This is a genomic window from Microcoleus asticus IPMA8, assembly GCF_013179805.1.
GTDB classification, from domain to species: domain Bacteria; phylum Cyanobacteriota; class Cyanobacteriia; order Cyanobacteriales; family Microcoleaceae; genus Microcoleus; species Microcoleus asticus.
The window spans coordinates 56,271-78,246 of record NZ_SRRZ01000001.1 but is presented as its reverse complement, the minus strand read 5'-3'; the positions used below and the strand labels follow the sequence as shown (position 1 = coordinate 78,246).

General features: G+C 47.7%; 13 protein-coding genes and 1 tRNA gene. 5 read left to right on the top strand and 9 right to left on the bottom strand.

Going from position 1 to position 21,976, the window contains the following annotated elements:
• The first annotated feature begins 80 nt into the window (after positions 1 to 80).
• Positions 81 to 1,151, top strand: coding sequence for a glycosyltransferase family 4 protein (locus tag E5S67_RS00330; RefSeq protein WP_172184356.1), 1,071 nt, complete (start codon positions 81 to 83; stop codon positions 1,149 to 1,151).
• 218 nt (positions 1,152 to 1,369) lie between these two features.
• Complete coding sequence (locus tag E5S67_RS00325; RefSeq protein ID WP_172184355.1) at positions 1,370 to 2,452, top strand: glycosyltransferase family 4 protein; 1,083 nt, start codon at positions 1,370 to 1,372, stop codon at positions 2,450 to 2,452.
• A gap of 244 nt (positions 2,453 to 2,696) precedes the next feature.
• On the opposite strand, the gene petG is transcribed toward E5S67_RS00325, so the two are convergent.
• Positions 2,697 to 2,816 carry a cytochrome b6-f complex subunit V gene (gene petG / locus E5S67_RS00320; protein WP_006632329.1) on the bottom strand — a complete coding sequence of 40 codons (120 nt, stop codon included), beginning with the start codon at positions 2,814 to 2,816 and terminating at the stop codon, positions 2,697 to 2,699.
• A gap of 180 nt (positions 2,817 to 2,996) precedes the next feature.
• Between petG and E5S67_RS00315 the strand changes: the two genes are divergently transcribed.
• The gene (locus E5S67_RS00315; RefSeq protein WP_172184354.1) at positions 2,997 to 3,377 is read left to right on the top strand and encodes a c-type cytochrome; all 381 of its coding nucleotides are present in this window, start codon (positions 2,997 to 2,999) and stop codon (positions 3,375 to 3,377) included.
• Between the two features lie 93 nt (positions 3,378 to 3,470).
• Here the strand turns inward: E5S67_RS00315 and E5S67_RS33895 are convergent, their stop codons facing one another.
• The 5 genes from E5S67_RS33895 to E5S67_RS00290 form a co-directional block, all read right to left on the bottom strand.
• Positions 3,471 to 8,633 carry a DUF4347 domain-containing protein gene (locus tag E5S67_RS33895; protein ID WP_172184353.1) on the bottom strand — a complete coding sequence of 1,721 codons (5,163 nt, stop codon included), beginning with the start codon at positions 8,631 to 8,633 and terminating at the stop codon, positions 3,471 to 3,473.
• Between the two features lie 686 nt (positions 8,634 to 9,319).
• Positions 9,320 to 9,679, bottom strand: a complete 360-nt coding sequence (locus E5S67_RS00305) for an NIL domain-containing protein (protein WP_172184352.1) — start codon at positions 9,677 to 9,679, stop codon at positions 9,320 to 9,322.
• 97 nt (positions 9,680 to 9,776) lie between these two features.
• Positions 9,777 to 10,655: a sulfate ABC transporter permease subunit CysW gene (gene cysW / locus E5S67_RS00300; RefSeq protein WP_172184351.1), complete on the bottom strand. Its 879-nt coding sequence runs from the start codon at positions 10,653 to 10,655 to the stop codon at positions 9,777 to 9,779.
• Entirely contained in the window at positions 10,645 to 11,505 is an 861-nt protein-coding gene (cysT, locus tag E5S67_RS00295) for a sulfate ABC transporter permease subunit CysT (RefSeq protein ID WP_172184350.1), read from the bottom strand. The genes cysW and cysT overlap by 11 nt, the downstream gene beginning before the upstream one ends.
• A gap of 89 nt (positions 11,506 to 11,594) precedes the next feature.
• Entirely contained in the window at positions 11,595 to 12,740 is a 1,146-nt protein-coding gene (locus E5S67_RS00290; protein WP_172184349.1) for a sulfate ABC transporter substrate-binding protein, read from the bottom strand.
• Between the two features lie 379 nt (positions 12,741 to 13,119).
• Here E5S67_RS00290 and E5S67_RS00285 point away from each other — a divergent pair, with 379 nt between their 5' ends.
• Both E5S67_RS00285 and E5S67_RS00280 read left to right on the top strand, forming a co-directional pair.
• A complete protein-coding gene (locus E5S67_RS00285; protein ID WP_172184347.1) occupies positions 13,120 to 15,276 on the top strand; it encodes a WD40 domain-containing protein in 2,157 nt (718 codons plus the stop codon).
• Positions 15,277 to 15,409: 133 nt separating this feature from the next.
• Positions 15,410 to 15,482: transfer RNA gene (locus E5S67_RS00280), tRNA-Thr, on the top strand.
• Positions 15,483 to 15,657: 175 nt separating this feature from the next.
• Here the strand turns inward: E5S67_RS00280 and E5S67_RS00275 are convergent.
• The 3 genes from E5S67_RS00275 to E5S67_RS00265 form a co-directional block, all read right to left on the bottom strand.
• Positions 15,658 to 17,547, bottom strand: coding sequence for an aminopeptidase P family protein (locus E5S67_RS00275; RefSeq protein ID WP_172184345.1), 1,890 nt, complete (start codon positions 17,545 to 17,547; stop codon positions 15,658 to 15,660).
• A gap of 16 nt (positions 17,548 to 17,563) precedes the next feature.
• Entirely contained in the window at positions 17,564 to 18,736 is a 1,173-nt protein-coding gene (locus E5S67_RS00270) for a pyridoxal phosphate-dependent aminotransferase (RefSeq protein WP_172184343.1), read from the bottom strand.
• Positions 18,737 to 18,821: 85 nt separating this feature from the next.
• A complete protein-coding gene (locus E5S67_RS00265; RefSeq protein ID WP_172184341.1) occupies positions 18,822 to 21,863 on the bottom strand; it encodes an AAA family ATPase in 3,042 nt (1,013 codons plus the stop codon).
• Positions 21,864 to 21,976 lie beyond the last annotated feature (113 nt).

Below are 21,976 nucleotides of genomic sequence, written 5' to 3'. Positions count from 1 at the left end.
TTTATTACCGTTTTCTTCAGTCCGCGCAGGCGGACTTTGTATGTGTAGTCGCGACTTCCAGTCGCCGGATATCTAAAATTATGTCTAATTCTCTGTTAATCAATTTGTCCTTCTTAACACCCGAACCAACGGGAATCGGGACTTACGCCGCTAATCTTTTCCCGCAACTGCAACAACTAGAACCCACATTACTTGTTTCCCCGCCAATTGAAAATTATACTTGCTATCAAATACCCGAAACTCTGACACCGGATCGCGGCCCGAAAGGACAAGTTAATAGGCTGCTGTGGACTCAGTTAGAGTTACCTAAAATTTACAAAAAATTGCAGTCAACCCTGATATTTTCCCCAATCCCCGAAGCACCTTTGTATTCCGGATGCCGCTACATCGTCACAGTTCACGATTTAATTCCTTTGCGATTTCCCAAACGATTGTCTCGTTTAACAGCTTATTTTCGATACTACATACCGCAGGTTTTGAGGCAAGCAGAACACATTATTTGCGATTCTCAAGCAACGGCGGCAGATGTTGCTAACTTTTTCCAAATTCCGCCTAAAAAGATGACCGCAATTCCCCTAGCTTGCGATAATATTAATTTTAGATATCTCGACTTGCCAACCAAAAATTATTTTCTTTATACCGGCAGACACGATCCTTATAAAAACTTAGAAAGATTAATTGCTGCATTTGCGAGTTTGCCCGATCGCGCAAATTGCGAATTGTGGCTAGCTGGGCCTCCCAATGCCTACACGCCGCAGTTGACAGCACAAGTTGAACAATTGGGTTTACAATCTTTGGTAAAGTTTCTCGGTTACGTTCCCTATTCTCAATTGCCCGTACTGATGAATCAGGCGATCGCCCTAGTTTTTCCTACACTTTGGGAAGGATTCGGCTTACCAATTTTAGAAGCAATGGCTTGCGGCACACCCGTCATCGCCTCCAACCTGTCATCGATACCAGAAGTAGCCGGAGATGCCGCATCATTAGTCAATCCTTACAGCGTCGGAGAAATAGCCGAAGCCATGCAAACATTAGCCACAGATTCAAAAGTGCGATCGAACTTAAAAACTGCGAGTTTAGCCAGATCAGCTCAATTTAGCTGGAACAAAACCGGAACAGCAACCGCCAACATCTTACAGCAATATCTTTAAATCTTCCCTCTCTTCCTTTCTCTTCTCTGCGTCCTCTGCGGTTAAACTTACATCTTGCACCATTGTCAGCAACAGGCAAGATGCCTGTTCCACAAGAAAATTTATCTTTTGTGGAACAGGCATCTTGGCTGTTCATAAAAGGCTAATTGAGAATGGTGCAATATCTCAGGTTAAATAAAAAAAATTCCACCCAAAAACCGCAATCTACATATTATCCCATGCCCAATCCCCAATCCAACCTGCTAATCAACCTCTCCTTCCTAATTGCCAAACCAACAGGCTTAGCCATCTACGCCAAAAACCTATTTCCTCACCTAAAATCCCTCAACCCAACATTACTAACAGCCGAAAAATTCCCCCATAACAACTGCTACCAAATCCCCGCCAACCTAACACCAGAACAAGGAACCAAAGGACACATCAACCGATTGGTGTGGACACAAACCCAACTCCCCAAAATTTACAAACAGCTAAAATCTAACCTGTTATTTTCCCCAATTCCCGAAGCTCCTCTATTTGCAGGTTGCCGCTATATAATTACAGTACATGACTTGATAGCGCTGCGATTTCCCCGCCGATTCGATCCTCTGACACCTTACCACCGCTACTACATTCCCCAAGTGCTGCGACAGGCTCAACACGTGATCTGCGACTCAGAATCAACTGCCAAAGATATCGCTAATTTTTGCAAGATTCCTACTAATTTAATTACGCCAATTTTCCCTGGATATGATACCAGTTTTTTCCGTTTTTTAGACTTACCAACAAGCAATTATTTTCTTTATATCGGCCGCCACAATCCTTATAAAAACGTGCAGCGAGTTGTAGCAGCATTTGCTGCTTTGCAGCATAATTCCGAGTACGAATTATGGATAGCAGGTTCGGAAGACAAACGCTATACGCCGCTGTTGAAAGCGCAGGTTCAAGAATTGGGATTGGTTGATCGAGTAAAATTCTTAGATTACATTCCCGCGACTGACTTGCCCAAAGTCATCAACCAAGCGATCGCCCTGGTTTTCCCCAGTCTTTGGGAAGGATTCGGCCTCCCCGTGCTCGAAGCAATGGCCTGCGGCACTCCTGTCATCACCTCTAACCTGTCTTCAATGCCAGAAGTGGCGGGGGGTGCAGCATTATTAGTCAACCCCTACAGCGTCGAGGAAATTGCCTCTGCTATGCACCAGCTTGCAGTGGATGCCAAAGTTCGATCGCACTTGCGGGAGCTCGGTTTAGCCAGAGCAAAACAATTTAGTTGGGAAAAAACAGGGCTGCAAACTGCTGCTATTCTCGATCGATATATCTAATTTTTCTATTCTGACAGCACAGAGAATCGTATTGAGGGTGCGATCGCATTTAGGGTGCGATCGCTACCGGTGTCAGCAGACATCTGGGAAATAGAAGCTACAAGCCCGATCTCATGTCTGGCAAATTAACAGCAATTAAGCTCGGGGACGGGTTTGGTAGAGGCGGGTTCGCCAATATCTACGATTCAGATCCAGGGTATTTGTCAACCCGCCCTTCCCGCCCATTTCGGCAAAATTCGCCCTTTTACTTGTTGATACCCAACTGATCGCCGCGCTTGTACTGCTGATAAGCAGCAAAAAACAGCCCCGCCAGAGTAACAAAGATTAGACCCAGAACAATACCTGAAAGCAGCGGTTCTACCATGAGATCTCCTTAACGTTAAGATTTAACAACCTATTTTTAATATTACCAGCACTTACACAGATGAATTTTCCGAAAAACGCCCTTCCGGGAGTATTAGATCTTGCTCTCCCCGCTGCGAACGATTAAGCTATGTTATGAGAAATAAATTTTCTTGTAGATACTATTTTTAATTGAACTCCTTTGAATAACCAACTTGCCAGGAATGAAATTAAAAACCCGATCGAGCGACTTGCCATATTTGCGCTAGCGGTGTTGCTTGCCATCTTCTTGGCGACGATCGCAATTCGTCACTTTCAAGTCGCAGATCCTTACGTCAAAAGCGTACTATCCCTCACTGGCAATCCGTTTCAGGGTTCCGCCATCTTTCAAATGAACTGTGCGGGGTGTCACATATCCGTTTCAGACAGTCAAGTCGGGCCCAACTTGCACGGAGTGTCCGAGCGAAAATCCGAATTCGCTCTGATCCGGCAAGTCACGAGCGGGCAAACCCCACCAATGCCCCAGTTTCAGCCGAGTCCGCAAGAAATGGCAGACTTGCTGAAGTATCTCGAACAACTTTGAACCAAAGGAGGGGAGGAAATATGGTTCCCCTCCTCCCCATTGTCCAGGCAAGAGTAGGGTGCGCGCCGTGCGCACCCTACTGTGGAATGCGGACTAAACCAGCAAGGTAAAACTCTGAGCCGATAACTGGCTCGGCTGCACGCCCGCCACTACAGCCAAAATCTCGTTGCTGCCGGCGATTCCGATCGCAGTTGAGCCATTAGTTTCGCTCAATGACAGTTGATTCAAGTCCAAGCCTCCCACCAACACGAGCGAATCAACTCCTTGCGTGAAGTTGATAATGGTGTCAATTCCCCCGCCCGCTGCCAAGGCAAAGCCATTCCTGCCACCGCCGACTAGAGTATCGCTACCAAGGCCGCCAAAGAGCAAGTTATCGCCGATATCACCAAAGAGCAAATCATCCCCGCTGCCACCAATTAAGGTATTGTTACCGTCGCGGCCGCATAGAGTGTCATTGCCTTGATCGCCAATTAGCACGTCGTCGCCGCCTCCTCCCAAAATTACGTCCTCGGCTTTGCCGCCGTACAATACGTCATTGCCTTCGTCGCCAGAGATCGAGTCGTTGCCGCGATTGCCATAAATCGTATCGTTAGCGCGATCGCCAAAAATCAGGTCAAAGCCTTTGCCGCCGAAGAGAGTATCGTTATCGATGCCTCCGTAGATAGTATCGTTGGCTGTATTGCCATTGATGTAGTCGCCGCCCCCTCGACCAAAGATCAAATCGTTGCCGCTCAACCCGAAGATAGAGTCACTGTCGGCACTACCCACGATCGTATCGTCGCCGTTAGGGCCGTTGATCACATTACCCGCCGCTGAAGGAATGCCGGGCTCATTGGGAGTAGCGATCCTCGGGAAGTTCTCAGGGCAAACCAAATCTGTGGGTACAGGTGCAGGTGTCGGCGTCGGTACAGGTGCAGGCGTCGGGAAGTTCCCGAAGTTGATGCCGCTGACAATAGCGCCTGAAGTTAGGTCGATGTCGGCGGGGTCGGGGGTGCTTTGGGTAAACCCAGTTTGGTTGACTTCCCGGACGCGGTAGGTTCCCGGCGTTAAGTTCGCGAACAGGTAGTTGCCGCTGTTGTCTGTGGTAGTAGTAACAGGAGCAGGAGCAGGAGCAGTTCCAGCTACGACATTGGTTAACTGAATTTGGAAATTCGGTAAACCCGGTTCTCCAGCCTCCTGAGTGCCGTTGTTGTTGGTGTCTCGGAACTTCAGACCTCGGATCGTACCCGGTTGGGGCAGGAAGTTGCCGAAGTCAATGCCCGTGATGTTAGCTCCACCTGTTACCGTAACGGGGGCGGGGTTGGGGGTCGTCTGCGTCCAGCCATTTTGCTGGACTTCCCTTATCTGGAAAGTACCTGCGGGTATGTCCTTGAGAGTGTAGTTGCCTGTGGCATCGGTGATGGTAGTGAGTTCGCCCTGCTGAAACAATCCATCCGGAGTGATACTGTCGAGGAATATTTGCCAGTTACCTAGCCCCAATTCTCCGGCATCCTTAACGCCGTTGTTGTTGAGGTCATTGAATTTTTGACCGCTGATGGTACTCGACTGGAAGTTGCCGAAGTTGATATTAGCGATGTCTTGACCGCTGGTGACAGTGATGTCCGCCGGATCGGGGGTAGTTTGCGTCCAAGTAGGCTGCAAGACTTCCCGCACTTTGTAGGTTCCTGCTGACAAATCGAGGAATTTGTAGTTGCCGGCGGCATCGGTGAGGGTGTTCGGTTCCCCGGTGTCGAGACTACCGTTATCGTTGGTATCGAGGAAGAATTGCCAGTTGAGTAGTCCTGTTTCTGCTGGCGCATCTTGGATGCCATTTGTGTTGAGGTCATTGAACTTCAGACCACTAATCGAGTTGGGCCTGAAGTTGCCGAAGTTGTTGTTTTGGGAGTCGGTGCCGCTGGTGACGGCGATCGTAAACGCACCGGAAAGAGTAGGCGTGGCTGCATTGACGGGGGGCACAGTTTGCGTCCAGCCAGTTTGTGGCACTTCCCGCACTGTATAAGTGCCGGCTGGCAAGTTGGTGAACTGGTAGTTACCTGCGACATCGGTGACGGTGGCGTTGGTGCCTGTTTCGGCTGGTACTGCCTCTTGCACGCCGTTGTTGTTGGCATCCAAGTAAATTGTCCAGCCTCCTAGCGGTGGTTCTGCTGGGGCATCTTGAATGCCATTTTTGTTGAGATCGTTAAATTTGAGCCCGCCGATTTTGCCCAACTGGAAGTTGCCAAAGTCTTGAGCCGTAATGTTTGTGCCGCTGACCGGGTTAATTGTATAAAAAACCGGACCGGCAGTTTGTGAGAAACCCGTCGGTACGTCTTCTCTCACAAAGTGCCGTCCGGAGCCGACGTTGGCAAAGCTATACGTCCCAGCAGCCGCAGGCGCTGTTCCGGTAACTTGAGAGGCGATTTCCGCATCACCCGTATCTAAAGTGCTGTTATCGTTAGTATCTTTGAACAAGCGAACGGTAGTGCCGTTGAGGGGGGTGTCGTCAGCAGTGAAGCCGTCGCCTGTGAGGTCGGTGAATTTGGTGCCGCTGACGGTGATGCTTTGGAAAATGCCGAAGTTTTGACCCGTAACGGCAGTACCGCTTTGGGCGCTAACGAGAATTGCGGCAGCGGGGAAAGAAATGCTGGAGTTTGCTGGGGCAGTGGCTTGTATCAGGTAATTCCCGGGGCCGATATCCGCGAATGTGTAATCTCCGGCTCCCGCAGTCGTTTGCGCAGTGCCGACAACAGTATCTGTGCCGACTTCTAGTGTGTTGTTGGCGTTGGTGTCTTTGTATAAGTTAACGGTGATGCCGTTTAATACGGTGTCGTCGGGAGTGAAGCCGTTGCCCGCGAGATCGGTGTAGGTTTTGCCCGCGATCGATGTCAGTTGGAAGTTGCCGAAATTGGCACCGGTGACATTAACAATACCCGTATTTGCCGGAGTCGGGCCGACAGTCTGCACCCAAGCAGTCGCAGGCGTTCCAGCGGGCGGCGCTTCTGTAATCGGAGTAGCTGTTTTTACGTCGCGGAGGATGTAAGTGCCGTCGGCTGCGGTAGTAGCGCTCTTCGTGCCTACAGAAATCACCCAGCCCGGAAGACCTGGTTCAGTCGCTGCTGCACCTTGCAGGCTATCCCCGTTAAGGTCGTTGAATTTAAGGCCTGTGACGATCGGGCCGTATTCATAAGCACCGATATCAACATTAGCGCCGATCGTCCGGGGAAAGCCAGCACCCCGCTGGTCAGTTGCCCCCGCAGCGGCTGCGGCTGCGGCATCCCCAGTATCGATCGCCGGATTAGGAGTCGCGGTGCTGTCAGCCAAAGCATAAGTCACGGGAACGCCTGTAGCCTCGTTCAATCCTGCAGCAGGTGCGATCACATTTCCTATAGGAACTGTCAGTTGCTGGGCGACAGGTAAATTGCTGCCAGCAACATTCCCGATCAAATTGTTGATACTGGTGGCGGCGAAAGATGTCCCGAACACGTCAGGATTCGCGCCGCCCAAATTCCCGGCGACGATCGAATTTCTAACATTCACAGTACCGCCGTTAGTAGCAATACCCCCGCCGACAGCAACAGCCGGAGCAGTCGCAGCCGCAGTATTAGCAGTGATGGTGTTGTTAGTGAGAGTAGCAGTAGCACCGGTGTTGACAAAAATCGCGGCCCCCGCGCCCTGGCCCGGTGCAGCGTCCGCAGCGCCAGCAGCGCCTCCCGTTGCTGTATTGCTGAACAAAGTGCTGTTGTTCAGGGTCAAACTGCCAGTATTAACAAAAATTGCGCCTCCCAAACCAGCACCGCCGCCGCCGCCGGTTGGGCTGCCGGCGCCGCCCGGGGTGAAAGCTCCCACTGTCGTGCTGAGTCCGCCTACTGTACCGCGGCCGCCGCCTCCTCCGAAGCCGCCAGCGCCGCCGTTGCCGCCCACACCACCGCCGCCGCCTCCTCCTCCGAAGCCGCCAGCGCCGCCAATACCGCCAATGCCGGCTGCACCTGCTGTGCCAGTGCCGGCGACGCCGCCAGCGCCGCCGTTGCCACCGCCGCCACCCCCTCCTCCGAGGCCGCCAGCGCCGCCAGCGCCGCCAGCGCCGCCCGTACCGCCGTTAGTGCCACCAGTACCAGCACCGCCCGTACCGCCAGCGCCACCGACGCCGCCGTTAAGACCTGTGCCTGGTAATCCGCCGCTGCCCGCGCCGCCGTTGCCGCCCGTACCGCCAGGGCCGCCCTCACCGCCGATGCTTGTCAACCCGGGAAGACCGGTTTGACCGGGGCCGCCTGCGGAAACGAAGGGAAACAGGCCTGCAAAATCGGTGTTGCCGCCAGGGCCTGCTGCTGCAGGAGCTACGGGGGCCGCGCTGCCTGCGCCCCCCGTAGCGCTGTTGCCAGTAAAGGTCACGCTGTCAACTGTGACAGTACCGCTGTTGATAAATAGTGCGCCGCCCATGCCGGCTGCACCGCCGCCGCCGCCCGTACCGGCACCGCCTGTAGATATGCCGCCGGTAATTGTCAGGTTGGAAAATGTGACTGGGGTAGCGGCGCTGTCGATGAAGAAGCCCCGGTTATTGCCGAGATTTAGGGTGAAACCGCCGCCGGTAAAGGTGATGGGAGTGGAAATCCTAGGCAGAACCTGTCCGGCAGCGAAGCTGATGTTGCCGGTGATGGGAATCGTGTCTGCATTGGGCAAAGCGTTAGCCAGAGTTATCGCATCTCGCAGTTCGCCAAATGTGGCGACTAAAACTGCGCTGTAAGCTTCCCTTGCCTCTGCAGAAAATGCCAAAGGGGTTTCTATGTTGCCCGTAGTTACTTCGAGTTCCCAGTCTCCACCCAACGCAGCATTCCCAGTCAAGTTGTCGGAAGCGGCAATATTTGCCCCCGTGAGCTGACTCAGCCTTTCGACGAAAGCCACACCTGCTTCTGTGGCGGCGACGTTGCAGCCGTAAAGTAGAATTTCGGGTTTAGCAGTAATTGGAGAGTTAGAGTTTGCTTCGGCTGCTGGCAAAGCAAACCATGTTTCTAAATAATTTCGATAGCTTTCAATGTTGCTGAGATTTAGTTCTGTCGTTCCCAGTTGCAAGCTGGCTGCTGCGCCGTGAGACAAAATGTGGACGGCTGCAATATTTTTCCGGTGTTTAAGTGTTTCGGCGATTTGCTTGATGCCGTCGCGATCGGCTTTGAGAATAACAATTTCTGTATCGGGATTTGCGGTTTCTGTTAAACTTTCGCAATCTTTAACTTGTGAATCTGCAAAAACAATCTGGTGTTTCTGTTCTTTATAGAGTTCCATGATTAAATTCTCCTGGTACACACACACATCAAATTCATAGCACAAACCAACCGCAGCAGCGATCGATCTTTTTCCGGTGCGGATAAGAGTCGATCGCCCCTAACTTTCACCTAACTTAACTTTCACCTAAATTGAATATTGACAAAAACTTTTTTTTATGCACCCCTAGCCTAACTGAGTTAGTTTGATGGTTGAGAAGTTTTAAAGGGGGATATTGTTCCGGCTGTTACCAAAAATGTTGAAGAAAACTTGCGCGCTGTTTTCCGATCTACCAGATAGAGATGGATAAAATACCAGGTTTTACAAAAATTGTCAATCAAATCATTAACCGATGGCGAGCGAGATTTGTTAGTCAAGAGTCATCAGTCACTGTTATTAGCTATAAGCTGATATTATTTGGTAGTTGTTGGCTGCTGAATGATATGTATGTGTGATCGAACAACCGCAATCAAATTGGTTTCTAGTGAGGAATGCAAATCTTCATAAAACTCAGATGACTTGCATTCCTCACTAGAAAGGCGATCGCGGTTATTTTACAGGAATAGATATGACTGATAAAAGCTGACTCATCACTAAAATTCCAGGAGACTCTTAGACTCAATAAACCGGGAAGAGGAGTTAAAATTCTGCGTGTCAGTCCAGAATCTTAACTCCTCTTCCCGGTTTCTGCGTCCAAGACTGACTAATTACCAAGTTTCTTCATCGGGTTTATTGGAATTGCTCCAGATTTCCACATCTAAATCATTGAGATAAATCAGAGCAGTTTCAATCTGTTTACTGGTACCGTTAAGTTCCAAGTCAAACCAACCGTCCTCTAAAGTTTTGACACCCAAGAAAGCAGCATTAAAATTAACCGTCAAACCGTATTCAGAAATCAGGTGAGAAATGACTGGTTCCTGATGGTACTCTTTAGGCACACGAATGCGAATGCGGGTTTGAGTGGGTCTGCTGTCGCCACTGTCAGATTTGGGAATATCTGATTCTTGGGTTTTGTGAAAATCGTCGCTCGCCTCAAATTCAGCTTCGCTAGAGTTGTGAGCTAACATTTCAGCCTCCTAATGTTTACTGTTTTCAGGGATGAGGTGCACCGTGCGAACCTACCGCCCTAATGACTAATAACCAATGACTAAAGACTAATGACTATTATTCAACTTCTTTAATGCTAGTTTTTCGTTCTAAAATCTCCTTAAGTACAAGGGTAATAACTCCTAAAAAACCTAGAATTACCGCCGCTGAAAATGCGGCTTGCGTCGCATACTGCTTGTAAGCATCCTCTACAAACAAAGGTAAAGTTTGCGTTTTTTTAGCAATATTTCCCGATACCACAGAGACTGCTCCAAATTCTCCCATTGCTCTAGCATTGGTCAAAATTACCCCGTAAAGCAATCCCCAGCGAATACTGGGAAGCGTGACATTCCAGAAAATTTGCCAGTCATTTGCTCCCAAAGTTTTCGCCGCTTCTTCTTGATCTGTTCCCACTTCCTCCAAAACAGGAATCACTTCGCGGGCCACAAAAGGCAAGGTAACAAAAGCAGTAGCCAGCACCATTCCCGGGAAGGCAAAAATAACCTTGATATTGGCCGCCTCCAGCCACGGCCCGAACCATCCCACCCGACCGTAAAGCAGTACAATCATTAAACCTGCAACTACGGGAGATATGGCAAACGGCACGTCTAAAATGCTGATTAATAGCGTGCGCCCCCGAAATTTATTGCGACCAATTACCCAGGCTGCGCACAAACCGAATACTGTATTTACAGGCACAACTATCAGAGAAATCACCAAGGTAAGTTGCGCGGCGTGCAGAAAATCGGGCGATGTTAAGTTAGAAAGAAATGGCTCTACTCCCTTTCTGAACGCTTGGTAAAAAACGTTGAGCATGGGGATAAATAAGACGAGAGCAAGATAGCCGCTCGCAATTCCGATTAAAGTTGGTTTTACCCAGGCTTTCTCCTGACTCGGACTAGAACCCGCAGGCGGAAATTTGTAATCAGCGGGTGAATTGATATTATTAGCCGTCATAGCGTCTTCTCCATGCTTGTAATAGATTAATTGCGAACAGCATTGTCAGCGAAATACCTAACAGGATAGTGCCAATAACTGTTGCTCCTGCATAGTCGTACTGTTCCAATCTTTGAAAAATTAATACGGGCGCGATTAAATCTTTGAAGGGAATGTTAGAAGCTACAATTACCGTAGAGCCATACTCGCCAACCGCTCGCGAAAATCCGAGGGCAACGCCGGTTAAAATAGACGGGAACAGCGGCGGTAAAACGACTCGCCAGAAGGTTTGAAATTGAGAAGCACCCAAGCACCAAGCTGCTTCTTCGATGTCTTTTTCCATTTCGTTTAAAACTGGCTGTACAGTCCGCACGATAAAGGGCAAAGAAATAAAGATCATCGCTATTCCTACGCCCAAGCGAGTAAATGAGATCTTGATTCCCAAGGGTGCAAACAGCCCGCCGATCCAGCCGTTATCGCTGTAAACTGTGGCGAGAGTTAAACCGGCGACGGAGGTGGGCAGTGCAAAAGGTAAATCGACTGCTGCATCGACAACCCGTTTTAAGGGAAAGTCGTAGCGGACTAATACCCAGGCAATTAATGTGCCGAATACTCCGTTAATTAATGCCGCAATTAATGCCGTAAAGAAGGTGACATCGTAGGCGGAAAGGGCGATCGGACTGGTGGCAATTGCCCAAAATTCGGCGGGGTTTGCTGTGCTGGCTTTCAGCAGCATTGCTGCAACTGGGAGCAATAGCATTAAGCTGAGGTAGCCTAGGGTGATTCCCCAAGGTAATGTGATTTTGCCGATCGCCCTTTTGATATTTTCGATCGGAGACTCAGGGTTGCTGGTTGGAGATGATACAGCCATAAGTTAATAGTTTTGAGTTGTCAAGAATAGTGAATTTTTTAGAGCCCCGACAACTTCGGGGAAGTCGGGGCTCTGAGCATTCTGTTTTTTTACTGTTTAATTGAACCTTGGATTTTGTCAAAAACAGCTCCGTCATCGAAGAATTTCTTCTGAATATCTCCCCAACCTCCTAAGTCTTGAGCTGTAAATAGGGTTGTGATGGGGGCATATTTTTTGACAAATTCTGGTTCCGCCACTACTGTTGCATCTACTGGGCGGAAGCCTGCTTTGGCAAATTCTCGCTGAGCTTCTGGGGTATACAGAAACTTGACAAATGCTTCGGCGACTTCGCGAGTACCGTGTTTATCAACGTTTTTATCGACAATGGCAATGGGATTGTCGATCGAAACATTGACTTCGGGAATAGTATAAGTCGGTTTTTCACCTTTCTGACCAGCCAGAAGAATCTCGTTTTCGTAGTTAATTAAGGCGTCGCCTTGGCCTTGTTTGAAAAATACGTCAGTAGCTTCGCGGGCGTCTTTAGTCAGGATAGGGACGTTTTTGTAGACTTTGCTAGTAAAGTCTAATGCTTTGGCTTCGTCTCCTCCGGTTTTAACAACCGAGCCCCAAAGTGCGAGGAAATTCCAGCGTGCAACGCCTGATGTTTTGGGATCGGCAGTAATCACTTTTACTCCGTCTTTGCTTAAATCTTCCCAGCTTTTGATGCCTTTGGGATTGCCTTCGCGGGTGACTATTGCTCCTACGGATTTGCTGACTATGCCTTCGTTGGGGACTTCTTTTTCCCACCCGGGTTCAATGAGTCCGGCTTTTTCGATTTTTGCGGTGTCGAGGGCGAGGGCTAAGTGTACGATGTCTGCTTCTAAACCGTCAATTACTGCCCGAGTTTGGGAACCGGAACCGCCGTAGCTTTGGTTGAAGGTGACAGTTTGGCCTTTTTCTTTTTGCCACTGTTCCACAAATTTGGGAATTATCGCTTCGTGGGCGGCTTTAGTGACGGCGAATGATACTAGGGTTAATTCTACGTTGCCTTTGTTGGCTGCTGGGCTAGCACCGCCTGGAGTGGCTGCGGGGTTGTTGGTGGTTCCCTGGCCGCAGGATGCAACGGCCAGACTTAAGGTTATTCCCACTAAAAATAGCGACACAAATCTTTTCAGTCCAGTTAATGATTGATTTGTGCTGACTGATGGCTGTTGCGGCCAGTGAAGGTGTTGAGTTAGGCGTTGCCACGGACTCATTATATTTATTCCTCTAGTGAAAGTACGGTTATTAGGTAGGAATACCGTAATTATGGTTGTGAAGTATGATTATAGACAAGAGCGAGTCAAATGGCAACAAAAAAAACAAATTGGGGGAACTCAGGGTCGATCGAATATCGTGAAGTCTTTTCCCTCGGTGCTTTCGAGTAAGATTCGCGGTAAAATGTAAACCATCTATATAGATATTATTTAGTTAAGGTGCTAAACTTGCGCGGCTGCACGATACGCCTGCACGATACGCCTTACGGATACAATCGGCCGATCGCCCAAATGTAATAGTCCTGCCAAGAGTTTCCGCCTCAGGGGGATATGCCTGACTCGCGCGATCGCCCTTAATTAAAAAAAAGTTTTAACTGGTATGTCCTTACCCCGCCCCGTCTCAGACACCCTAATTGAACTGTTGAAGCCTGTAGCATCTGAATTGGGAGAAAGATTGGGAGCAAGCGCTGTCAACGAACGCTATGCAGAAATTGAGCCGTCTGGTTCTTCAGCTTTGAACCAGCAAATCAAAAAAGACCCCCGCTGGATTAAAGCACAAGTCAGGTATTTGCAGCGACAGCAGGCCAGAGAACAAGAATTAATCGCGCTCGCCGACGCAGAAGAATGGGTAAAGGAAGAACGCGCTAATCGGATTAAGGCACAAGAATTGAGAGATAAGCGGGCAATTAGCCGACTTTGCCGCGACTTAATGCGGGAGTTTCAATCAGAAGCAATTCGAGTTAAGCTGAGCGAAATTCAAACTATTTGGGACAGAGACAACTGGTTTTCTAATTTGAGCAGGCAGGAAACCGAACAGATTTTGCAGCAGCAGCAGCACCGATTGCTGCTGTTAGTTGCTCCGGCAAAAATTAGCCAAGATTGCCCGGATTCGTTTCGCCACAATCTGAATATCGAGCTGCCTGCTAAGTTGAGAGCTTTTTTAAACCAGCACTACCCCCAGCACGGAGATTTGTCTCCGGTTCAGTTTTACGGAGACTATTTCAAAAAGCCGATCTCTGATATTGATGTGGAGCGGTTGCAGAGTGTTTTGTCTCCCGTACCTACAGCTATACTGTACAGCGATATCAGCGATTATGAAGTTAATTTTCATGTCGGTTTTTGGGGGATCATAAATCAGAGCGTTTCTTTAGTGGCGATGCAGCCTTGGAATTGGGAAGAGGTTTATCTCCAGTTGGAGGCGGAGGGCAAAGATAGAAAAGTGAGCCTGCGGATTATTCGGCAAATAATTGTGACAATCCACAAGTTATTGGCGGGTTTTTTAGCTGATTTGTATTATTTAAATATCGATTTTACTCACGAACCTCAGCTATTTAAATTAGAGGCGGAATTTGCTCACGAATGGTTTTCTAAAGATTGGGCCCTACCGTATATTGAAACTCTTAAAGAAATTCAGGAGCAGCAGCGAATAGTTTATAAGGGAGAGATGCGGCGGCTGACGCTTAGAGAGGCGAAAGCTAGGGCGGAACGCCAGCGTTTGGAGGAGGCTGAACTCAAACGCAGACAGGCAGTTGAGGAGGCATCTAAGCGGGCGAAGGAATTAGCTCACAAATTAACAAATCTGAAATGGCGGTGCGTATACACGCTGCCTGGACATTCATCGTTTGTGAATTCTCTGGCGATTAGTCCTGACGGCAAAATTCTCGCTAGCGGCAGTTGGGATAAAACTATTAAGATTTGGAGTTTAGAAACAGCGGAATTAATTGGCACTCTGACGGGACATTCCGATCGCGTAAATTCGGTTGCTATTAGCTATGACGGAAAAATGTTGGTCAGCGGCAGTTCGGACGAAACCATTAAGTTTTGGAATTTGCATAGCGGTGATTTGCTGTGTACTTTTCCTGGACATTCTATGGAGGTGAATTCGGTCGCGATTAACCCGAAGCGGCAGGTAATTGCTAGCTGCGGCGGGGCTGATAATACGATTAAGCTTTGGAATTTGCGGACTGGTGAGTTGCTGCGGACTTTGAGGGGTCATTCTGACAATGTGAATGCGGTGGTTTTTAGCCCGGACGGTAAAATATTGGCGAGTGGCAGTTCGGATGCGACAAGCAAGGTTTGGGATGTGGAAAGCGGCAAGTTGCTGCGGACTCTTTCGGGGTTGAATGTGGGGGTGAATTCTGTGGCGATCGCCCCGGACGGTCAGATTCTTGCTAGCGTCAGCAATGATTATACGATTAAGCTGCGGAATTTGCAGACGGGCAGTTTGTTGCGGATTTTAAATACTAATTCAGGGAGGGGGAAGGGTGTCACGAATTTAGGAATGAATGAGGCCCTGCATATTTTGCAGAATTATGTGAGTCGGGGCGATTCGGTTGCTATCAGTCGGGACGGTTTGACTTTAGCTAGCGGGTGCGATGATAATACGATTAATATTTGGAATTTGCAGACCGGGGAGCTGTTGAGCGCTCTTAAGGGACATTCGGGTACGGTGTACTCGGTGGCGATCGCACCTTCGGGCAATTTGCTCGCCAGCGGCAGTGCGGATCAGACGATTAAGATTTGGCGGTGCGATTAGTTAATTGGCAGTGGGCTGTGGGCAGACAATTCCGGTTTTTCCCTTGCCCCGAGGGCTTTTGGGCGAATTTGAAAAAAAAATTGGCTGGGGGGGTTGCGCAGATGACTATAAGTTTGCTATATTAAGTTTCACTGCTGGTGTAACTCAGTTGGTAGAGTAGCTGATTTGTAATCAGCCTGTCGCAAGTTCGAGTCTTGTCACCAGCTTTATAGCAGTTTTCACCCGGATTAAATATCGGATTAAATACAGTAGGGACACGGCACTGCCGTGTCCCTATCTGATATATGCTATTTTGTACCTTTGGAGCGGGCTAGAAGCCCACTCCACAATAGTTTTAATAAAAATAGGTGCACAAGTTAAATGTGCGACCAATTACAAGGCTTAACCTAACGCAGCGCAGGCTTTTTTCAACCATTCAACTGTTGCCGCATCAAGTACGGGCTCCAGTTTCTCGACTACCGAAGCGTGATAATTATTCAACCATGCTAGTTGAGTCTTTGACAGCCGATCGACATTTATTAATTTGCGCTCAAACGGAATATACGTCAGCGATTCAAATCCGTACCAAACCGTACCGTTTTTGGAGGGCATTTCCCTGACAACATAGAGATTTTCGATGCGAATTCCGCCCCATCCCGGTTCGTAATATCCCGGTTCGATGCTAGTTACCATTCCGGCTTCTAGGGGATACTGGACAGATTTGCTGATGCCGTTTGGGCCTTCGTGACCGGCTAAAAATGCGCCGACTCCGTGCCCTGTGCCATGTCCGTAGTCTAGCTGTTGTTGCCATAATACCGCACGGGCGATCGCATCTAATTGCACTCCCGTTGTTCCTTTGGGGAATTGCTGCATTGCACAGTTGATGTGGGCGATTAAAACTGTGGTGTAGTGTTCTATTTGTAGCGCCGTCGGTTCTCCGATACTTACTGTTCTCGTATCGTCGGTTGTGCCTGCTAAATATTGCGCGCCTGAGTCCAATAACAGCAGTTCCCCCGGTTTTAAGGTTATTTCAGGGCTGGGGGTTCCGTAATGTACGATCGAGCTATTGGCTCCCGCACCGGCGATCGTTCTAAAAGTTAAAGTCTGAAAATCAGTTTCTTGCTGGTAAAAATTTTCGATGGTTTCTTTGACATCAAACTCGGTCAATACATTACCATTTTCTAGCTGTTCTGTCAACCACTTTAAAGTCAAAGTTTTCGCTCGACTTGCTTTGAAATTAGCTGATTTCATCTGCTCGATTTCTACGGGATTTTTGCGAGCTTTCATCCCTTCCACCGGATGACTCTCAAAAACTATTTCGATGTTGTAGAACTGGGCTTCTTGCTGGTTTAAGATTAACTGGTAAGTGCCTGCTGTGCTGTGTTTCGGATCTAAAAGTACCCGAATTTTATTTGGCAAATTTACGCAACTTTCTAAGGTATGCGGATAGTCTGCGTAGGGAAGCAAAGTTAGATCCGCCCGCAATTCTTGCTTGATTTCTGGTGAAATTCGTTCGGGATTTGTAAACAAAAACGCTGAATCTGTGGTGACAATGGCATAGGATATGAAAATGGGAATGTGGGGAATATCCGAACCTCGGAGATTGAACAGCCACGCTATTTGATTCAGGTTGGTAATCGGCAGCACATCGATGTTGGCTTTTTGCATCGCTTCCCTGACTCTGGCTAATTTTTCTGCCGCGGTTTCTCCTGTCAGGGATACAGGTAAGCTAAATATGGGATCTGCATCAATCGCGGGTAACGTCTCTGCTGTTTTCCAATGATTTTGCGATCGCACTTTGTCTGTCAAATTCTCCGGGATTGGTATGAGTTCAATCTCCGCAGTTGCAAATTTTTTTACCCAATTTTGATATAGCTCTGTCGCTACGGTAAATGGGTCAAAGCCCAGGCGAATTTTAGTTGATTTTTCAGCCGATTCTACAGCCAGTTTTTCTAAAGTTTCAATTAAGGTTAAATTTCCTTCTAACCCAAGTTTCGATATTTGAATAATTCCAGGATCTACTTGCAATTCCGCTTGTTCGTAATAGCGGGAATCCACAAACAACCAAGCGGAATCTTTGCCAACCAACAAATCCCCGGCGGAACCCGTAAAACCGCAAATCCAAGCTCGTCGCTGCTTGGCTGCTGGAACTGATAAATTTAAATGTTCGTCAACCGCTGGGATGAAATAGCAATCTAAGTCGTAATCTGCCATCAAATCGCGCAAGTCTGCCAGTTTAGCAGCGGAGGTATCTTGAATATTTGTATTTGCTTTCAAGTTAGTGGAAACCATTTTTAATTTTCCTATTTTACTTGTTTAAAATTGTCTTCAAACCTTTAACTAATCTCCTAATACCTGCGGTGGCGGTTGCTTTCTCCAAAGCACCGTAAGCAACGCGCAAATAGCAGCCGCTATCCATGCCGAAGGTTGTACCCGGAAGCACTGCTACGTGATATTCGCGAATTAATTGTTCCACTAATTCCATTGTATCGAGGTCAGTATCAACTTTCAAGAAAAAGTAGAATGCTCCGCAAGCTGGGGAAATTGTACACAAGTTTTGGATGGTATTGAGTTCGTCTAATACGAGTTGTCGCACGGATGCGATCGCCCTTACATAATTATCGCAGTAACCTCTACCAATTTGCAAGGCTCCCAGGGCTGCATACTGAGAAATTACCGGGGGACAAATTAAGATTGTATCTTGAATTTTTCTCACTGAAACGAGCAAGTGTTCTGGGATTACCATATACCCGATCCGCCAACTCGCAAAACCGTAGGCTTTGGATAGGCTAAATAGAGAAATTGTATGTTCGCTGCTGTGGGGAAAAGCGGCGGGCGAACAGTGCTTGACACCGTTATAAGTAAAATATTCGTAAGCTTCATCGCTGATGTGATAGATGTTGTGCTGGCGACAAATTTCGTTAACTTCCCGGAGTGCTTCGGCTGAATAAACAACACCAGTGGGATTATTTGGTGAAATGGTGACGATGGCTCGCGTTTTGTCGGTAATTGCTTTTTTTATAGCATCGATATTAAGTTGATAGTTGGCGTCGGTTTCTACTATCACTGGTCGGCAATTTGCCATAATTGCCGCCATTTCGTGGTTGAAGTAATAAGGTGATTGGATAATCACTTCGTCCCCAGCCGAAGTAATAGCGAGAAGGGCGTTGGTAAATCCCATGTTGCTGCCGGCGGTAACGACAATGCAGTTTTTGCTATTAATTTCTATGTCGTTATCTGTTTTGAGTTTGGCTGCGATAGCATCATGTAATTGTGGAATTCCTTCGACAGCTTTGTATTTGTGATTGTCGGAATTGGCGAAGAATTCTGGAATTTTATCAAATGATTCTTGTGGCGGATTGTAGTAAACTACGCCTTGTCCTAAAGATATCGTTCCCGGATTTTGGCGAATCAGTTCGCCAACTACTGGAATTATGGGCGACTGTACCGATTGCATTCGAGTCGCGTGATTTTTTATCATATATTATAGGTAATTGTAGGAGCAGGTTTAGTGATAATGTACGTCCTTAAGCAAGTTTACTATTTCAGGGAAGCGCCTCTCCACTTCAGGATCTATGTAATTCTATTTTAGAACCTTGCGGCGACTTAAACACTTTAACTTGTGCGGGCAATCTTTCCCCCAATTCTCTAACGTGGGTAATCACTCCAATGAGCCTTTCTCGCTGCCGCAAAGATTCTAAAATTTGAGTAACGCTTTCGAGAGTTTCAGTATCTAAAGTGCCAAATCCTTCATCGAGAAACAAGCTGCCCAAGTGAGCTCCTTGAGACAGTTTTTCTGACAAAGCTAAAGCCATTGATAAGGAAGTGGCAAAGGTTTCACCGCCGGAAAGAGTGCGTACTCGTCTAGCTTCGCCGCCGTTCCAATTATCTGCTACCCAGTATTCGCCGTCTTGGTTTCTTAGTTTATAGCGATTTTCGGTTAATTCTTGCAAAATTAATGTGGCACTGCCGACTAATTCTGCTTCTAAATGTTCTAAAATGTACGATTGAAATTCGTTGGATTTGAGATTCTGCGCTAAGGTGTGATAAGTTTGCTCTTGTTCTGTGAAATTTGTGATTTGCTGTGACAGTCTTTCGGCTTGTTCGAGATTTTGAGCTGCTACTTGAATCCAAGCTAAAAGTTCGGCGCGGTTGTTGTTGGCTTGTTTGAGGTTTTCTTGGGCAGTATGTTTTGCCGATCGCACTTGTGCTAAATTATTCTCATCGGTAGTTCTGCCTGCGATCGCCTCGCTCAAATCTTTCGCCCGCGTCTCTAACTGAATTTTTGATTCGCGGTGAGAACGAATAGCATTTTCCCATTGCGATTGTTCCTGAACAGTCGCAACCGCTGCTAAAAATGTCTCTTCTGTGAAATCAGCCGCTGTTAATTTTTCTGACCAATCCAGGTTTAGTTGCTGTTTATGGGCCTGGGCTTGTCCAAAAACCTCTCCAGCTTGTTGTTCTCTCTCTGCTGCTTGAATAACCGTATTTTGAGCAGTTTGATAGGATTTTTCGGCAACTTTCAGCAGATTAGTCAAGTTTTTCTTATCTTCTTCTAAGGCTTTTGCTAAATTAGGATAAGGTTGATATTCGGTAATTTGATAAAGCGCATTTACACAACTTTGCAACTGCTGCTGCCGGCGGTCGGATTCGGCGATCGCATCTTGATATTCTTGCTGTTTAGCTGCTTGAGTCGCCGCTGCAAAATTAAATATTTGCTGACAATTATCATATTCCAATGATGCCATTTGGAACTGCTGCTCGGTTTCGCGGTATTTGCGATCGCTCTCTTTAAGGATTGCCAACTCCTGCTGCAACCCCAAGCTTTCCCACTGAGGAGTTTCCAGAATTTGAGCGATTTGCTGCTGCAATTCGGCAACTCTATTCGCGGTTAATTCCAACATTTGAGCAATTTCCGACTCTTTTTGCAGGCAGGCTGAAACTGCGCTTTTTCCCTCAGCCTCCAACCTTTGAGCAGCTTGAAAAGCCTGATTTGCCGCCGCAAGTTTCTGCCGCAAACCAGTGAGAGCGACAATATTAGAATTAGGCAAAGGAGGCAGGCGATCGCTCTCAGGATGCACCCCCCCGCACACCGGGCAAGTATCGCCAGAATTCAGCGACATTCTGACAGCAGCAACACTCTCTAAACGTGCCGCTTCCGCATTAGCGGTTTCCGCCGTTTCTAACTCGCGGCTGCACTCTTTTAGCCTGATTTCGGCTGCTTCTAAATTAGTGGCAACCTCCACATAATTCTGTTGAGCCTTTTCCTTCTCTGCGATAGATTTATCCAACAATTTCTCCTGAGCTTTTCCCTGCTTGGCAACTAGCTGAAATTCCATCAATAAGGGTGCAATTTGCTGCAATTGCTCTAAACGCTTTCCTCCCAGCGAATACTGTTCGAGCTGTGCGGCTGTTTGAGTCACTCGAAAACCCGCACCTTGAATTTTAGTGTTAGCAGCTTGCAGTTCTTTATCTGCTGCTTGAAAAAAGCGGAGTTTTTCTTGTTGAATTTTTTGGGCTAGCGCAACTTCTTTTTCTAATTGAGTGCGCTGTTCTTCATATACTTTCGCAGCAGCTAGAGCATCTTCGCGAGCCTTAATTTGTGGCGCTAATGCCTTTTCTTTGGCTTTTGCCTCGTCAAATTTCTGCTGCTCTACTGCTAGCTCTGAACGAGCTTTAATTAACAGCTTTCGCGCTGCCACCGAGGCACTTTCGGCAGTTTCATACTGACTGCGAGCCGATCGCACTAAAGCCCAATCTCCTTGTAAATGATTGGCAGCTTGCGCTCTTTCTAAACGCTGTGCTAAAATTTTTATCTCAGCAGAATTAGCATTTAATTTAGCCAGTTCTTGTTGCAGCTCTTGCCAGCGAGCGATTTGCGAAAATAGCTGTTCCTCTTCATCTAGATCCTTCTGAGCTTTCATCACAGCGCGATCGAACTCAGGCAACTGCTGCTCTAAAATCAAAAGTTGCGATCGTCTTTCAGCCACCTCATCCGCCGTCGGCGCACTCAACTCAGCTAACTGCCTTTCCACCATTTCCCGTTCCTGTTTCAGCAACTTTGCGAGTTCATTTGTTTCCTTCCGCATCTGCTCAAAAATCTCAAATCCCGCTAGCTGCCGCAAAATTTCCCTGCGTTTTGAAGTATCCCCTTTAATAAACTCATCAAACTTGCCTTGAGGCAGAACAATTGCTCGCGTAAAAGTATCAAAATCCATTCCTAAAATCTGTTCGATCGTATTTTGAACAGCAACGATACTCGTCCCCAAAGTTTCCCATTCGCCATTTTGCCAGTGGTCCAAAATCACCTTATTTTCGGGAGATTTCGGACGAAAACGCCACCTTCTGGTCACCCGATACTGTGCCGAACCCACAGAAAAACGCAACTGCACTTTTAAATTTTCGCTGCCTTGACTTGCCAAATCACTAACTTGTTTACCGCTGCGAGTTGTCGTGCCAAAAAGAGCGTAAGTCATGGCATCTAGCAGTGAAGATTTGCCCGCCCCTGTAGCACCAGTAATTGCAAACAAATCAAGTTGAGAAAAATCTAAACGCTGTTCCTGGCGGAAGCTGGTAAATCCTTCGAGAATAAGTTCTAGTGGACGCATATTAATTTTATATTTTAGATTTTGGATTTGGGCTTTCTATTACTTTTTACCAGGCTCTGCCTGGTAACACAGATTCGGAGGCTCTGCCTCCAATTTTCCTATTTAAGCGCGAG

Coding starts and splice junctions, on each gene's coding strand:
- E5S67_RS33895 (WP_172184353.1), bottom strand. CDS start 8,633: ATGGAACTCTATAAAGAACAGAAACACCAGATTGTTTTTGCAGATTCA.
- E5S67_RS00265 (WP_172184341.1), bottom strand. CDS start 21,863: ATGCGTCCACTAGAACTTATTCTCGAAGGATTTACCAGCTTCCGCCAG.
- E5S67_RS00285 (WP_172184347.1), top strand. CDS start 13,120: ATGTCCTTACCCCGCCCCGTCTCAGACACCCTAATTGAACTGTTGAAG.
- E5S67_RS00325 (WP_172184355.1), top strand. CDS start 1,370: ATGCCCAATCCCCAATCCAACCTGCTAATCAACCTCTCCTTCCTAATT.
- E5S67_RS00305 (WP_172184352.1), bottom strand. CDS start 9,679: ATGTTAGCTCACAACTCTAGCGAAGCTGAATTTGAGGCGAGCGACGAT.
- petG (WP_006632329.1), bottom strand. CDS start 2,816: ATGGTAGAACCGCTGCTTTCAGGTATTGTTCTGGGTCTAATCTTTGTT.
- E5S67_RS00275 (WP_172184345.1), bottom strand. CDS start 17,547: ATGGTTTCCACTAACTTGAAAGCAAATACAAATATTCAAGATACCTCC.
- E5S67_RS00330 (WP_172184356.1), top strand. CDS start 81: ATGTCTAATTCTCTGTTAATCAATTTGTCCTTCTTAACACCCGAACCA.
- cysT (WP_172184350.1), bottom strand. CDS start 11,505: ATGGCTGTATCATCTCCAACCAGCAACCCTGAGTCTCCGATCGAAAAT.
- cysW (WP_172184351.1), bottom strand. CDS start 10,655: ATGACGGCTAATAATATCAATTCACCCGCTGATTACAAATTTCCGCCT.
- E5S67_RS00290 (WP_172184349.1), bottom strand. CDS start 12,740: ATGAGTCCGTGGCAACGCCTAACTCAACACCTTCACTGGCCGCAACAG.
- E5S67_RS00270 (WP_172184343.1), bottom strand. CDS start 18,736: ATGATAAAAAATCACGCGACTCGAATGCAATCGGTACAGTCGCCCATA.